At 48.4% G+C, this 14207-nt stretch carries 14 protein-coding genes; 2 read left to right on the top strand and 12 right to left on the bottom strand.

The window, feature by feature from the left end:
* Positions 1-97: 97 nt before the first annotated feature.
* A complete protein-coding gene (locus tag ACW5MY_RS01595; protein WP_013350937.1) occupies positions 98-1219 on the top strand; it encodes a M20 peptidase aminoacylase family protein in 1122 nt (373 codons plus the stop codon).
* Positions 1220-1254: 35 nt separating this feature from the next.
* Here the strand turns inward: ACW5MY_RS01595 and ACW5MY_RS01590 are convergent, their stop codons facing one another.
* The 10 genes from ACW5MY_RS01590 to ACW5MY_RS01545 form a co-directional block, all read right to left on the bottom strand.
* Positions 1255-2136, bottom strand: a complete 882-nt coding sequence (locus ACW5MY_RS01590; RefSeq protein ID WP_013350936.1) for a glycine betaine ABC transporter substrate-binding protein — start codon at positions 2134-2136, stop codon at positions 1255-1257.
* Entirely contained in the window at positions 2136-2984 is an 849-nt protein-coding gene (gene opuAB / locus ACW5MY_RS01585) for a glycine/proline betaine ABC transporter permease subunit OpuAB (RefSeq protein ID WP_013350935.1), read from the bottom strand. Before opuAB ends, ACW5MY_RS01590 begins: the two co-directional genes overlap by 1 nt.
* Positions 2985-4241, bottom strand: coding sequence for a glycine/proline betaine ABC transporter ATP-binding protein OpuAA (gene opuAA, locus ACW5MY_RS01580; RefSeq protein WP_013350934.1), 1257 nt, complete (start codon positions 4239-4241; stop codon positions 2985-2987). It lies immediately after the preceding gene.
* Positions 4242-4623: 382 nt separating this feature from the next.
* Complete coding sequence (locus ACW5MY_RS01575; RefSeq protein ID WP_013350933.1) at positions 4624-5826, bottom strand: MFS transporter; 1203 nt, start codon at positions 5824-5826, stop codon at positions 4624-4626.
* Between the two features lie 114 nt (positions 5827-5940).
* Positions 5941-7029: a toxic anion resistance protein gene (locus ACW5MY_RS01570; protein WP_014469703.1), complete on the bottom strand. Its 1089-nt coding sequence runs from the start codon at positions 7027-7029 to the stop codon at positions 5941-5943.
* Positions 7030-7035: 6 nt separating this feature from the next.
* Positions 7036-8658: a YceG family protein gene (locus ACW5MY_RS01565; RefSeq protein WP_013350931.1), complete on the bottom strand. Its 1623-nt coding sequence runs from the start codon at positions 8656-8658 to the stop codon at positions 7036-7038.
* A gap of 72 nt (positions 8659-8730) precedes the next feature.
* Positions 8731-9504, bottom strand: coding sequence for a TerC family protein (locus tag ACW5MY_RS01560; protein WP_013350930.1), 774 nt, complete (start codon positions 9502-9504; stop codon positions 8731-8733).
* Between the two features lie 38 nt (positions 9505-9542).
* Positions 9543-10121 carry a TerD family protein gene (locus ACW5MY_RS01555; RefSeq protein ID WP_013350929.1) on the bottom strand — a complete coding sequence of 193 codons (579 nt, stop codon included), beginning with the start codon at positions 10119-10121 and terminating at the stop codon, positions 9543-9545.
* 33 nt (positions 10122-10154) lie between these two features.
* Positions 10155-10736 carry a TerD family protein gene (locus ACW5MY_RS01550; protein ID WP_003156648.1) on the bottom strand — a complete coding sequence of 194 codons (582 nt, stop codon included), beginning with the start codon at positions 10734-10736 and terminating at the stop codon, positions 10155-10157.
* A 23-nt stretch (positions 10737-10759) separates the two neighbouring features.
* Positions 10760-11356, bottom strand: coding sequence for a TerD family protein (locus ACW5MY_RS01545; protein WP_013350928.1), 597 nt, complete (start codon positions 11354-11356; stop codon positions 10760-10762).
* A 274-nt stretch (positions 11357-11630) separates the two neighbouring features.
* Between ACW5MY_RS01545 and ACW5MY_RS01540 the strand changes: the two genes are divergently transcribed.
* The gene (locus tag ACW5MY_RS01540; RefSeq protein ID WP_462061654.1) at positions 11631-12626 is read left to right on the top strand and encodes an LLM class flavin-dependent oxidoreductase; all 996 of its coding nucleotides are present in this window, start codon (positions 11631-11633) and stop codon (positions 12624-12626) included.
* A 43-nt stretch (positions 12627-12669) separates the two neighbouring features.
* On the opposite strand, the gene ACW5MY_RS01535 is transcribed toward ACW5MY_RS01540, so the two are convergent.
* Complete coding sequence (locus tag ACW5MY_RS01535) at positions 12670-13509, bottom strand: metal ABC transporter permease (RefSeq protein WP_013350926.1); 840 nt, start codon at positions 13507-13509, stop codon at positions 12670-12672.
* Positions 13467-14162 (bottom strand): metal ABC transporter ATP-binding protein, encoded by a 696-nt coding sequence (locus ACW5MY_RS01530; RefSeq protein ID WP_014469701.1) that lies wholly within the window; start codon positions 14160-14162, stop codon positions 13467-13469. The genes ACW5MY_RS01535 and ACW5MY_RS01530 overlap by 43 nt, the downstream gene beginning before the upstream one ends.
* Positions 14163-14207: the final 45 nt, after the last annotated feature.

The following is a 14207-nucleotide window of genomic DNA, read 5'->3' as shown; positions in this document are numbered from 1 at the left end:
AGAAAATACAGATATGTGCTATATTATATACAGACTGATTGCCTGTTTTCAATATCAAAAATAAAAAACAGACAGCTTTTGAAGGAGGACTTACGGCATGAACAGACTGACAGAGCATGATAAACAAGTCATTATGGATATTTTCAACCACCTGCACGCCCATCCCGAAGTAAGCTGGAAAGAATATCAAACAACTGAATATCTGACTGAAAAACTGAAAGAAGCAGGCTGCCGGACCCGCACGTTTGATGATTGTACCGGGGTGATCGGCGAAATCGGAGAAGGTTCACTTGTCGTGGCTGTCCGGGCGGATATTGACGCGCTGTGGCAGGAAGTGGACGGTGTCTTTCAGGCGAACCACTCATGCGGACATGATTCACATATGACCATGGCGCTCGGCACGATGATGCTTTTAAAGCGCCAGCGGAAGCTTCCGAAGGGCACCATCCGCTTTATTTTTCAGCCGGCTGAAGAAAAAGGCGGCGGAGCGCTGAAAATGATTGAAAAAGGAGTGCTCGATGATGTTGACTTCTTATACGGAGTGCACGTACGCCCCGTACAGGAAACGGCAAACGGCCGATGCGCGCCGTCCATTCTGCACGGCTCAAGCCGGCATATCGAAGGCATGATTATCGGAGAAGAAGCCCACGGCGCGAGACCGCATCTCGGTCTTAACAGTATCGAAATCGCCGCCCTTCTCGTGCAAAAGCTGAGCTTCATTCATCTTGATCCCGGCATCCCGCATTCCGTGAAGATGACAAAGCTTCAGGCAGGCGGAGAGAGTTCCAATATCATCCCGGGAAAAGCATCCTTCAGCCTTGATCTCCGCGCACAAACCAATGCCGCCATGGAAAAACTGACCGCTGAAACAGAAAGAGCCTGCGAGGCGGCGGCTGCCGCATTCGGCGCAAAAATTGAACTGCAAAAAGAACACAGCCTCCCGGCAGCCGAGCGGAACAAAGAAGCGGAAGCCATCATGGCGGCTGCGATAAGCGGCATTCTCGGAGAAGAACATGTTGATGAGCCTCTTGTGACGACCGGAGGGGAGGATTTTCACTTTTATGGGTTGAAGGTGCCGAACTTGAAAACGACGATGCTCGGTCTTGGGTGCGGGCTGCAGCCGGGGCTTCACCATCCCCATATGACATTTGACCGAAGCGCCATCTTTACCGGCGTCGAGATATTAACGGCCGCCGTCCTCGCATCGTTTGAAGCATAAAAAAAAGCAGCCCGGCACGGGGCTGCTTTTCTTCATTACTTCTTCAAATCTTCAATTGAATTGACGTTTTTCATATATTGAGGAACGACCAGACCCATCTTGACGCCTGTCAGACTCGTTCCTACATCTTCATATTTGCCTTTATATTTAGACGCATAAGCTTTATGGGTGTTCGGTAGCCAAGCAGACAATGATGCATCCGCGCTGCCTGTCGCAACCGCAGTCCACATCGGGCCTGCCTCCACTTGCGTCAGCTTCACGTCATAGCCAAGGTCTTGCAATACCTTTCCGACTACATTGGTACTGGCAATTTCACTGTCCCACGCCACATAAGCCAGGTTGATTTTATCACCTTTTACTTTATGAGCGCCTTTTGTCCATTGAGCCACTTGATCTTTATGTTTTTTCACGTAATCAGCAGCGGCTTTGGCCGGCTTTTCGCCTTCTTCAACGGCAATCATGACTTCTCCCATATCGTCCTGCGTCCATTTGAACTGGCTGAGAACTTTGACCGCGTTAGGCTGTTCCTTACTGAAGCCGGTTCTTGTAATCGTATGAATCTGCTCGGCAGTTCCGTACGTTTTTTTCGGATCATCAAGGAATTTCAGCTTATATCTGGAGAACATCCAGTGCGGCGTCCAGCCCGTTACGATGATCGGCTTCTTCCGGTCATATGATTTCTTCAATGTCGCGGTCATGGCGGCGCTTGATGCTGTCACGACGTTCCAGTCTTTCAATCCGTAATCCTTCACGGCCTCATCAGTTAAGGCCATGATTCCCGAACCCGGGTCAATACCGATAATGGTTTTGTTCACCTGGGACGCAGCCGTAGCTTGACCATCAGTCTGCGAACCGCAGGCGGCCAAAGAAAGAGCCAGCGCAGCGGTAACGCCGACACCGATGATTTTCTTAAGCATCAGGCATTCCCCCTGCTCTTTTTCTTCACTTTAATGTTTTGCGTAATACGGTCAAGCGTAATCGCGACGATAACGATCGCGATACCCGCTTCTACTCCGACACCGGTTTTCAATTGTGTCACGGCGCTGTATACTTCAGAACCGAGACCCGGCGCACCTACCATGGCCGCGATAACGACCATTGATAACGCAAGCATGATACTTTGGTTAATACCGGCAAGAATCGTTTTTGTGGCAAGCGGAAGCTGTACCTTGAACAGACGCTGAGACGTCGTTGAACCGAATGCTTCCGTCGCTTCAATCAGATCAGCCGGAACTTGTTTAATACCGAGAACCGTCATGCGGATCGTCGGAGGCATCGCGAAAATAACAGATGCCACAACGCCCGGCACAACGCCGATATTAAAGAAGAAAATCGCAGGCAGCAGGTATACGAAGGCCGGCATGGTCTGCATTAAATCGAGAATCGGTGTGACAATGCGGCGGACCGTTTCTTTTTGAGACGCCCACACGCCGATCGGAACCCCGATAATAATGGAAATCAAAACAGATGTTACGACAAGCGCCAATGTTTGCAGCATCGGCGACCAATAGCCCAAATAATCAATAACAAGGAATCCGATTAATGTAAAGAGTGCAATTCCTTTCGTACTGATCCACCAAGCAAGGGCTGCAAAAATCACAGTTAATAAAATAGACGGGATGTAACCCAACCCGCTCACAATCGCGTTTACGAAAGCGGCTAATCCGTTTGAGATTCCGTCAAAGAAACCTCCGAACGTCATAGTAAGCCAGTCAACAAACCGGTCAACGATATCTGCTAACGGAATTCTAGGCAATCTGTCCATTTACTTCACCCCCTGAACAGAAGAATCCTGAGCTTGTTCAGCAGAATCTTCAACATTTATATAATCGTTATTGCCTGAAAGCGCGCCGATTAATGCGCCTTTTACGACAATGCCTTTCATGCGGCCTTTATCGTCCGTGACGGCGATCGGAATATTCGCATCGGACACGACATCGAAAATTTCCGTCAAGTATGTGCTTTCGTGCACAGTCGTAAATTCAGTATTTAAAATATCCTGCAGCGATAAGTCGGATTCGACCGCTTTTTTCGCATCCGCCGCGTGAATGACGCCGAGTAGCTTTTTTTGTTTATCAACGGCGTAGATAGAAGAAATACCTAAGTTCTTCATCAGCTGCAGCGCTACACGAGGCCCTTTGTCAATCCGCACAGTTTCAGCGCGCTTCATGATGTGGCCCGCTGTCAGAACTTTAGATAAATCAACGTCTTCAACGAATTTTTCAACGTATTCATTGGACGGGCTCATTAGAATTTCTTCAGGTGTCCCGATCTGAACGATGTTACCGTCTTTCATCAGCACGATTCTGTCGCCGATGCGCAATGCTTCATCAAGGTCATGCGTGATGAAGATAATCGTTTTGCCGACAGAGTCATGAAGGTCTAAAAGCTCATCCTGCATATCTTTACGGATCAGCGGATCAAGCGCACTGAAAGCTTCATCCATCAGAAGAATGTCAGGATCATTCGTCAATGCGCGGGCAAGGCCGACACGTTGCTGCATTCCTCCACTGAGCTGATCAGGGAATTGATGTTCAAAGCCTTCAAGACCGACAAGTTTAAGCGAATCAAGCGCTTTTTTCTCACGCTCTTTTTTGTCAACGCCTTGGAGTTCCAATCCGTATTCCGTATTTTCAAGAATCGTTCTGTGCGGAAACAGTGCAAATTTTTGAAAGACCATGCTGATTTTTTTCCGGCGCACTTCCCGGAGCTGGTCTTTTGACATATTTGTTATCATGTCACCATCAATATAGATATTCCCGGCAGTCGGTTCAATAAGCCGGTTTAACAGCCGCACTAAAGTTGATTTACCGCTCCCCGATAGACCCATGATGACAAATATCTCCCCATCATATACATCAAAGTTTGCTTGATTGACACCAACGGTTGATCCGGTCGCTTTCAGGATCTCTTTTTTGTTTTTTCCGCTGGACAGCATCTGAATGGCTTTTTTTGTCTGTTTTCCGAAAACCTTAGATACATTTTCGACTTTTATCTTAATTGGTTTCTCATCCGAATTCATATTTTCCCTCCATAATAAGCAATCTTTAATACCGTAACACGTTTGTAATAAGTCAAACAAACATCATAATCCCTTTTATTTTGTATCATTACTTTAAAAACATCCATGTGACTTATTTTCCTCTGGTATGCTTCTAAATACTCTCTAATCCTCCTTAATGATGATAAATTACAAGGGAAATTGAGCTTTTATCAGGCTTGAGAACGTTTCCATCAAATATGCTGCAAACTGATTTCCTATCCTTTTTTTACAAATACAAGAATTTTTTTGCGATATTGTCCCAAAAAAAGGTGTTGCCTCTTCCTGAAATTAAGGAACATTAAGGAAAAATATAGGCCTTCCAAACAGACGCCTCACTAAAAAAAGCACCCCAAAAGGGTGCTCATTGCGCAAGCTCTGTCTGTTTCGTTTCTTTTCCGAGAATAAGGATGGTGATGACGGCAATCAGGATGGCCGCGCAAAAGACGGCAAAGACAGCTGTAAACGAAACGTTCCGGGCTGCAAGCGACCCGACGAGAAGCGGGCCGAAAATACCGCCTATTCTGCCGACTGCCGCCGCAGTGCCGGAACCGGTCGCACGGATCGCCGCAGGATATTGCTCCGGTGTATAAGCGTAAAGCACGCCCCATGCGCCGAGATTGAAGAATGACAGCAGCATGCCGGCCGCAAGCAGCATACCCAATGAATCCGCGGCACCGAAGAAATAAGCGCTGCCCGCCGTTCCGAGCAAATAGATGACCAAGAGGGTCTTCCGCCCCGCTTTTTCGATCAGCCAAGCCGCTGAGAAATATCCGGGAAGCTGGGCAAGTGTCATCAGCAGTACGTATTCGAAGCTCTCAATCATGCTGTAGCCTTTCATCAGCATCACGCTCGGCAGCCACAAAAACATGCCGTAATAGGAAAAGACGACACAGAACCAAACGACAGACAGCAGCACCGTCTGCCGGCTATACGGTTTCGCCCAGACACTTCCCGCCTGCCCGCGTATGCTTTTTTTCTGTGATAAGGCCTGATGCGCCGGTGATTCCGGAAGGCTTCTCCGCAAAATCAGCGCATAAAGTGCCGCCAGCGCCGTTAAGAGCAGTGCGGCCCGCCACCCGAATGACGGTATGACAAAGTAAGAAATAACCGCCGCAAGAAGCCAGCCCGCGGCCCAAAAGCTTTCAAGCAGCACGATGATCCTCCCCCGCTTTTCAGGGGCAGACGCTTCTGACACGAGCGTCGAAGCGACGGGCAGCTCTCCGCCAAGCCCCATACCGATCAGAAAACGCAAGATGAGAAAAACCGTCAATCCCGTTGCGAAAGCGGATATGCCGCTTCCGACAGAAAAGAATAACAGCGTGATCATAAACACTTTTTTCCGGCCGATCCTGTCAGCCAGCATTCCGAATACAAAAGCGCCCGCTGCCATACCGATTGAATTGACGCTTCCGATCCATTTCATTTGATCGGGTGTTAAATTCCAATCAGCGTGAAGCGCGGCGATAATAAACGATAAAATTCCGACATCCATAGCATCAAACAGCCAGCCCATTCCGGCAATCGCCAAAAGTTTACGCGGTGTGACGGCAGGTTGTTTGTTCATAAGCAGCACCTCAAATCGAAAATGATTACCGTATAAGTTTACACCTGTCTTTACACATTGTCATTATCTTTTTTCGCAAAAAAACCCGCTTGCCGTAAGCAAGCGGGGTGCTGATTAATTCTTTAAGACTGCGTTTTTAATATTATCTTGGAGCTGTTGAATCCTTTTCGCTCCGTCTTCTCTGAGGCGTCTGTTCTCTTCCTCAATCTGCTTTGTTTCCTGCATGCCGCTGACAATCGTATTCCAAGATGTTTCGATTGTCTCAATGTCAATGCTCGGACGGCCTGCCATACGGGCAATCTCCACGCTTTGGCTTGAAATATTTTCAGCGTTGCGCTTCAGCATTTCATTCGTGCGGCGGTCCAGCTCGCTCATTGAATCAGCCACAAGCTTTTGGCGTTTGACAGTGACAGCCTGAATAATGCCGTTTTTGAAAATCGGAATCGTAATGACGAAAGCGGAATTGATCTTCCCGATAAGCTTCGTATTCCCGCGCTGAAGGAGGCGAATCTGCGGTGCCGTCTGCAGCGCCACCATCCGCGCCATATCTAAATCATACACACGTTCTTCAAGCGCCTGAAGCCCGTCGCGCAGCGTATCGAGCTGCATTTGCGCCAGCTGGTTTCCGCCCGCCGCTTTTTCTTCATAAGAAGGAATAAGCGCCTGCATTTCCTCAAGCTTCATCTGCCCGGCAACGACATATTTTTCAAGCTCCATGTAGTAGTTAATGTTGTTCTCATACATCTCTTCAAGCGTATGGTTCGTCTTTGCCATTTCATCTTTGTATTTCGAAATTTCAACATGGATTTTTTCAATTTCTCCGCCCAGGGTGCGGTACTTTTGAAAAATCTTTTCAATCATGCTGTTTCCGCGTTTGAACATTTTAGCGAGAAATCCCTTTGGCTCATCGAAATCATTTTTGTCAAAACGATCCATGATTTTTCCGAGCTGCGTCAGCATTGTGCCTGAATCTGTGACACTTGTTGTTTTCATCATATTTAAGATGCGATCGGAGAACTTCGAGATTTCAACTGCCGGTTCTTTTCCATACTCGAGCAGCTCCATTTGGTTTTTCACATCAATTTGCTGCGAGATGCGCTGTACCTCAGGGTCTTGGCGGAGCTGCAGCCTGATGTCGTCTGCTTTTTGTTCAGAAATCTCTTCATTTTTATCAAGAATAAGCGGATTTTGATTTTCTGTCATGTTTATTTACTCTCCCTGCTTTTGCGTAATAGTTCTAAACAGCTTTCTTACGAGTGACGGCTCCTTATATTCCTGCCGAAACACCATGTCCTCCAGCCAATGGACATCAAATTGGCTTTCTTCTATATAATGCTCGATGTCCTGATGACCCGGCGGATTATACAAGATGATATCAACGCCGAATTTATTTAAAAACAAAAGAGCGGCCGCATCAGAACGCGTGAATTCGCCATTTTGTTCCGTATGATACAAAAGCAGCTTCGGAACGGTTTGGGCGTAATCAAACGTCTGAATCAATTGCAGCAGCGAAGCGGGCAGGTTCGTCGCCTGGCGGAACAAATAAATAGCGGCATCCCTTGCCTGCTCCCCTGGCAAAGCCTTCATTCCGGGGTTTCTGCACATGTCAGAAATCACATTGGCGATGGCGGTCTGCACCCCTGACGGGAGATGCTTGTACTGCCAGATGTTGCTTCTTTTCAGCCTTTCCGCGTCAATCGTTCCTTCTTCATTTAAGACTTGACTGTAATGATACTGGTAGTTGGCTTTCAGCTCTTCCGTAAACGGAAAACTGCGGATCATGTGTGTCTCCTGATAGTCCGCGGCGGTATGGAGCCTGTTCCAATATTCTTTCGTATCTTTGGAAACCCCCATTACTTTCGCAAAAAGGTTCGGAACGGCAACCCGCTCCCTGTCCGCTTTAAATTGCGGACGGATAAAGGCCCGCTCCTTCGCAATGAGAAATAACTCATCATACGTCGTTTTTAATGTCACGGACTGCGGGGTATGCTCTCTGAACTGCCAAGGCTTATACATCATTGACTCTTCATGGTTTAACACATGCTCAATTTCTTTGGTTGACCGGTAGGCCGCCGTGGAGGTTCTAACCGGTTTTTCTTTTGGAAAAGGCTCAAGGCCGCCTATTGCGGGGAGCTTTATCACAAAGCTGAGCTCCTCATCCGGATCAATCTCACTGAACAGATCTTCACCAGCCGGATGAAATAATAGGACATCACAGCCGACCAGCATTAAATAATAGAGAAAATAGAGCTGGCTTTTGGCAGCGTCTCCATACCACACCACCTTCGGCATCTCACGCTCTATATCGGCTTGTTCGAGCCATGGATTCAGGTGGTTCAGCGAAAACTTTGACACATCCAGGAGCACACGCCGGAAATCGGGATGATTCAGCCCGTTTTCATGCCGGCTTGCAAAGGTTTCCAAAAGCGTCATAAACGCGGTTCTCAGCCGGCGGTGCATAAGCGGATCGGGATGTTTGGCAAGCAGCCTGCCTCCGTCGAGAAACGCGACAAACCTGGAAACCGAAAGCCCTTTCTCCTTTTGATTGACCGTATGAATGTGCTGCAGCGCCTGAAACGTTTCAGGCGCGATGGTCTTATCCAGTGTTTCGCTCAATACATGAATGTTTTCATGAGAAGACAGCTCGAAAAGCGTATTGTAATATTCCGTCTCATCATAAGGAGTGCCTAAAATCCTGACGGCAAGGCGGGTAAAAGCCAGCCCGTTTTCCCGCTCGTAACCGGGGCGTTCCGGCAGCGGCTGCATCAGAAACGTTTCCCAGTCATCGTTTTCAAGCTCAGCCTTTCGGATCACCAATTCTTCCTGCCTCATCATCTTCCTCCTTTCTCTTCTTGATTATCGGTACAAAAAAGGAAGGAAATGAACTCTCCCTCCTTTTTGGTTTTATTCTTCTTTAGATGCAGCCGTCTGCTCCTGAACCTGCTTTTGTTTGTTGAAATAATGGATGACAAACGTCACCACAAACGCAGCGATGATGATTCCGAAGAACACCACGTGCGGCATTTCATAATCAAAAGCGCTCGCCGCCATTTTCACGGCGATAATCCCGATCAGCACGAAAGCCGTGTTTTCAAGCTCAGGGATTTTATCAATTAAAACAAGGAATACTTTTGCGACTGTACGCATCATGAGAATGCCGAGCATACCGCCGATCAAGAGCACCCACACTTTTTCCGATACCGCAAACGCGGCCAAAATGCTGTCAACAGAGAAGGCAAGATCCATCAGTTCCACTGAAACGACAGTGGCCCAGAAAATCCCGAACGTACGGACCATCCAAGAATTTTTCTTCATGCCTTCCGTATCGTCATCACCTTCTCCGATCCAGAAATGCTTAATGACGAGCCAAGCCAGGTACAGCGCGCCAAGCACTTTGATCCACCAGAACTTAATGAGCAGCATTCCGATTCCGATAAAGATAAAACGGAAAATATATGCTCCGAACAATCCGTACGTCAATGCTTTCTTTCGCTGTTTTTCAGGCAGATGCCTTACCATAACCGCAAGCACTAACGCATTGTCGGCCGACAGCAGGCCTTCCAGCAGAACCAAGGAACCGATCAGCCCCCATGATACAGGGTCAGTCAGCACCTCACCCCACATTTTCCAATCAAAAAAGGAAGCGTAGGTCGACATAATATGATGTAGAAAATCCAAGTTTTTTCCTCCTATTTAGTAAAACGGTAATTTCCTGCTTACACCTGCAAGCCGTAATTCCGGCACAGTGATGCCAGACCGCCGGAAAACCCGCTGCCGATGGCGTTAAATTTCCACTCAGCCCCATGGCGGTAAAGCTCACAAACGACAACCGCCGTTTCAATCGAGAAGTCTTCCCCTAAATCAAAACGAAGCAGTTCATTCTGGTTGTTTTCATCGACGACGCGCACGAACGCGTTCGAGACTTGTCCGAAATTTTGGCCGCGCGCTTCCGCGTCATGAATCGTGACGGTGATGCCGATCTTTTCTATATTTGCGGGTATTTTTGTGAAGTCGACGATAATTTGTTCATCGTCTCCATCGCCCTCACCCGTCCGGTTGTCTCCCGTATGGATGACGCCGCCGCTCGGATGTTCCAGGTTATTGTAAAAAACAAAATCAAGATCATTTACACAGTTGTCATGGGCATCGACCAGAAAAGCCGACGCATCAAGGTCAAAATCATGCCCTCCGGAGTACTTGTTCGTATCCCAACCTAAGCCGATCACCGCTTTTGTAAGGCCTGGGTTCGTTTTTGTCAGATCAACACGCTGTCCTTTCGACAATTGAATAGCCATGTGCCGTCCTCTCCCTTCTGTGTTTTATATGGTTCAGCCGATTTGAAGGCCGTAATCTGTCGCAATACGGGCCAGTCCGCCTTGGTAGCCTGAGCCGATCGCGGAAAATTTCCATTCGCCGTTATGTCTGTAGAGCTCCCCTGCGATAATGGCTGTTTCGATTGAGAAATCTTCAGCCAGATCATAGCGGATCAGCTCTTCATTTGTTTCTTCATTAACAATGCGCACGAACGCGTTGGAGACTTGTCCGAAGTTTTGGCCGCGCGCTTCCGCTTCATGAATCGTGATGACAAATGAGATTTTGTCAATAGCGGCAGGCACCGCACTCAGGTTGACTCTTACGCTTTCATCGTCACCCTCGCCCTGGCCTGTCAGGTTGTCGCCTGAATGTGCGACGGAACCGTTTCCGCCTTCAAGCTGATTATAGAAAATGAAATCATCAGGCGACGCGCATCTTCCCGCTTCATTTAATAGAAAGACGCTGGAATCTAAATCAAAATCATGTCCGCCGTCGTATTTGTTTGTATCCCAGCCAAGGCCGACAACGACTTTAGAAAGACCCGGATTTGTTTTAGTCAAATCTACTTTTTGCCCTTTTGCCAATGAAATTGCCATGTGTGCACTCTCCTTTTTTTCGTTTAGGCGTATCGGTTAACGATATCGCCGATTTTTGTATCGTTTGTGCCTTCTCCTACTGCGGCGAATTTCCACTCGCCGTCCTGACGGTAGATTTCAGCCGCGATCAGGCTCGTCTTGCCTGAATAGTTATCTCTTAAATTGTAAGTCACCAATTCTTCGCGGTTAGATTGATCAACGACGCGGATGAACGCGTTTTGAATCATGCCGAAGTCCTGTTTGCGTCTGACGCAGTCATAAATATTGACGACAAATACAAGTTTATTAATCTGTGCGGGCACTTTCGCCAAGTCGATGAGAATTTGTTCATCATCGCCGTCGCCTTCTCCCGTCAGGTTGTCACCCGTATGTACGACACCGCCGCACCGGCTTTTCAGGTTGCCGAAATAGATGACGTTTTTGCTGTCTGTCATTTTATCATTTTCAAGCATCAGTACGGAAGCGTCACAGTCGATATTGGCACCGCCTCCGCCGAACAGCTTTCCGAAAAAGCCGCCCGATGATACAGGGTCCCAGCCCAATCCGACCAGCAGTTTTGACAGGCCTGCTTTTCCTTTTGTTAAATCAATTCGCTGTCCTTTTTGTAAAGAGATCGCCATATGATTCACTCCTATTCTGTAAGGGTGCCGATAAGCACGCCGCAAGTGCGCATTTTCACAAAATTCCGGGATAAGGATCCCGGTATTTATTAAGATATACGTCTTTTATTATATCAAAGTTTCATAAAACATAAGAATTTTTGACGAAAAACGGCGAAAATTCACTTTCTATATTCTCCTTCATTCCGGAGAGAATAGAGAAAACAAAGAAATTGACGGGGACGAACCATTTTTTCTATCCTTGTATCAATACATTCAGGAAAGGGGCAGACGAGTGATTGATTTAAGCATACTTGATCAGGCGCCCGTATCCAAAGGAAACGGGCCGCACGAGACGCTTCGCCATTCCGCGGAGCTCGCCCGCCTCAGCGAAGGATGGGGCTATAAGAGGTACTGGTTTGCCGAGCATCACGGCACAAGGGGGCTCGCAAGCGTGTCGCCGGAAATTATGATGGCTCATACCGCCGCGGCCACAACGTCCATCCGTATCGGCTCAGGCGGCGTTCTGCTGCCGCAGTACAGCCCCTATAAAGTCGCGGAAACATTCCGTCAGCTTGAGGCGCTGCATCCGAATCGAATTGACCTTGGGGTCGGACGCTCACCGGGCGGCACGACGAAAATCCGGCTCGCCCTCACAGACGGGGTCAAGAAAAGCATGACCGAGTTCAACAGACAGCTTCAGGATTTATCATCCTTTCTGACAGATTCTATCCCTGCGGATCATGATTATGCAGGAATAAAAACAGCGCCTTTGATTGAAACAGCCCCGCAGCTTTGGGTGCTCGGCCTCGGGGAAAACAGCGCCAGACGCGCGGCTCAGCAGGGTGCGGGCTATGTTTTCGGCCATTTCATTAATCCGGAACGCGGGGAAAAAGCCTTTCAGATCTATCGGGATCATTTCCGGGCCTCCGCCCATTTTTCCGCTCCCGCCTCTCTCTGTGCCATTTTCGTCATATGTGCGGCTACGGATGAGAAAGCGGAAGAACTCGCGTTAAGCCAGGATTTATGGCTGCTTCGTGTCGGGAAAGGGGCCGACAGCCGCGTGCCGAGTGTTGAAGAAGCGAAGGCTTACCCGTATTCCCCGGAGGACCGTAAGCAGATAGAAGAAAACAGGAAGCGGATGGTGATTGGCTCCCCCGCCTCAGTCAGACGCCGCCTGCTTGAACTGTCAGATCGTTATCAGACAAAAGAGATGATGGTGCTCTGCAACGTCTTTGACTTTGAAGCAAAAAAAGAATCATACGAACGTCTCGCTGATTTATTTCTATAAAAAAAGCCGTCAAACGGAGCGGCAGATGAGACTGCCTCCCCGCTTAACGGCGGTTTTTGCGTTCTTTTCCTTTTTTAAACGCATTCCAAATCCCCTGCAGCGTAAAGCCGAGCAGAAGCAGAATGATTAACAGTAAAGTAATTGACGGCCCCGGAGGCGTTCCGAGCTGGTAAGACGACGTCAGCCCCGTGAACACACTGAACAGAGAAATGACAATGGCTGCCGTAAACACCCATTTAAACCCTTTGGCGATACGAATCGCAAAAGCCGCGGGCAATACGAGCAGCGCGGAAACGAGCAGCACGCCGATAATCGGAATAATGACCGAAATCGCAAGCCCCGTCACGATGCTGAAGGACATTGACAAGAGATTTGTGTTAATGCCTGATGTCTTCGCCGTCGCCTCATCAAAGGTAAGCAGATAGAGCGGTCTGTTTAAAATAATGAAATAAAGCAGAATCAGCAGGGTAATGCCGCCGATAATATAGACCTGCTGCTGGCTGACCGTCACAAGCGATCCAAATAAATATTGATCGATGCTCATCGACGCGCCGCCTTTTGACAGACTGATCAGAAACATCGCAAACGACAGCCCGGCCGCCATTAATATGGCGATAGAGACCTCTGAATATGTACGGTATGCCCGCCGCATGTATTCTATGCCGATCGCTCCGATCGTGACGACAACGATGCTCGCCGCCGTAATATTGGTACTGAGAAAAAAGCCGATGGCAACGCCGGACAATGAAATGTGAGACAGCGTATCCGCCATCAGCGCCTGTCTTCTCAGCACGAGATATACGCCTAATATCGGCGCCATAATTCCGATCATGCTTCCCGCTAGAAAAGCTCGTCGCATGAATTCCAAGTCAAACATTTCCATCCGCCTTTTTCCCCCCTCTCAAGCCGTATGACTTTATCCAGATACTGCTGGACTTCGTTTTGTTCGTGTGTCACCATGACGACGGTGCGGTTGTGATTTTTCACCTGATGGTGCATAAATTCGTAGAAGCCCTGTCTGCTTTCATAATCAACCGCGGTTGTCGGCTCATCAAGCATCAGCAGATCCGGATTGCTCGCAAGCATTCTCGCAATGCAGATTTTCTGCTTCTGTCCGCCGGATAAGTCACCGATTTTCCGGTTGCGGAAATCCCACATTTCCACCATCTTCAGCGCATTTTCCACCTCGTGGTGATCCGTTTCGTTCAATCGTTTAAACCATTTCCCTTTCGTATAACGGCCAGATTGCACAAGCTCAAGAACCGTGCTCGGAAATCCTGCGTTAAATGAAGAAATCTGCTGCGGAACATAGCCGATTGTCAGGCGTTTTCCGGCGGCATTTTTTTTACTGATCTCGGCCGTTCCTTCCCAAGGTCTGAGCATGCCGAGCATGACTTTCATCAGCGTCGATTTTGACGCGCCGTTCGGCCCTGTAATGCCGACGAATTCGCCGCTTTTGATTTCCAGCGACACGCCGTCAAGCACGGGTGTATGCGAATAACCAAAAACGATATCCTGTAATGTAACGAGATTCATGCTGATCTTCCTTTCCCGCATAGAAATAGTGTGCACCCCGCGGCG

The sequence above is a fragment of the Bacillus sp. Bwzl_19 genome, assembly GCF_054900515.1.
The sequence above is the reverse complement of the archived record's forward strand: the minus strand, read 5'-3'. Positions and strand labels throughout refer to the sequence as shown.

Excerpts from the sequence above, each read along its gene's own strand:
- ACW5MY_RS01555 (WP_013350929.1), bottom strand. The coding sequence starts at position 10,121 with ATGGCTATTCAATTGTCGAAAGGACAGCGTGTTGATCTGACAAAAACG.
- ACW5MY_RS01570 (WP_014469703.1), bottom strand. The coding sequence starts at position 7,029 with ATGACAGAAAATCAAAATCCGCTTATTCTTGATAAAAATGAAGAGATT.
- ACW5MY_RS01590 (WP_013350936.1), bottom strand. The coding sequence starts at position 2,136 with ATGCTTAAGAAAATCATCGGTGTCGGCGTTACCGCTGCGCTGGCTCTT.
- opuAB (WP_013350935.1), bottom strand. The coding sequence starts at position 2,984 with ATGGACAGATTGCCTAGAATTCCGTTAGCAGATATCGTTGACCGGTTT.
- opuAA (WP_013350934.1), bottom strand. The coding sequence starts at position 4,241 with ATGAATTCGGATGAGAAACCAATTAAGATAAAAGTCGAAAATGTATCT.
- ACW5MY_RS01565 (WP_013350931.1), bottom strand. The coding sequence starts at position 8,658 with ATGAGGCAGGAAGAATTGGTGATCCGAAAGGCTGAGCTTGAAAACGAT.
- ACW5MY_RS01575 (WP_013350933.1), bottom strand. The coding sequence starts at position 5,826 with ATGAACAAACAACCTGCCGTCACACCGCGTAAACTTTTGGCGATTGCC.
- ACW5MY_RS01595 (WP_013350937.1), top strand. The coding sequence starts at position 98 with ATGAACAGACTGACAGAGCATGATAAACAAGTCATTATGGATATTTTC.
- ACW5MY_RS01545 (WP_013350928.1), bottom strand. The coding sequence starts at position 11,356 with ATGGCGATCTCTTTACAAAAAGGACAGCGAATTGATTTAACAAAAGGA.
- ACW5MY_RS01530 (WP_014469701.1), bottom strand. The coding sequence starts at position 14,162 with ATGAATCTCGTTACATTACAGGATATCGTTTTTGGTTATTCGCATACA.
- ACW5MY_RS01535 (WP_013350926.1), bottom strand. The coding sequence starts at position 13,509 with ATGGAAATGTTTGACTTGGAATTCATGCGACGAGCTTTTCTAGCGGGA.
- ACW5MY_RS01550 (WP_003156648.1), bottom strand. The coding sequence starts at position 10,736 with ATGGCAATTTCATTGGCAAAAGGGCAAAAAGTAGATTTGACTAAAACA.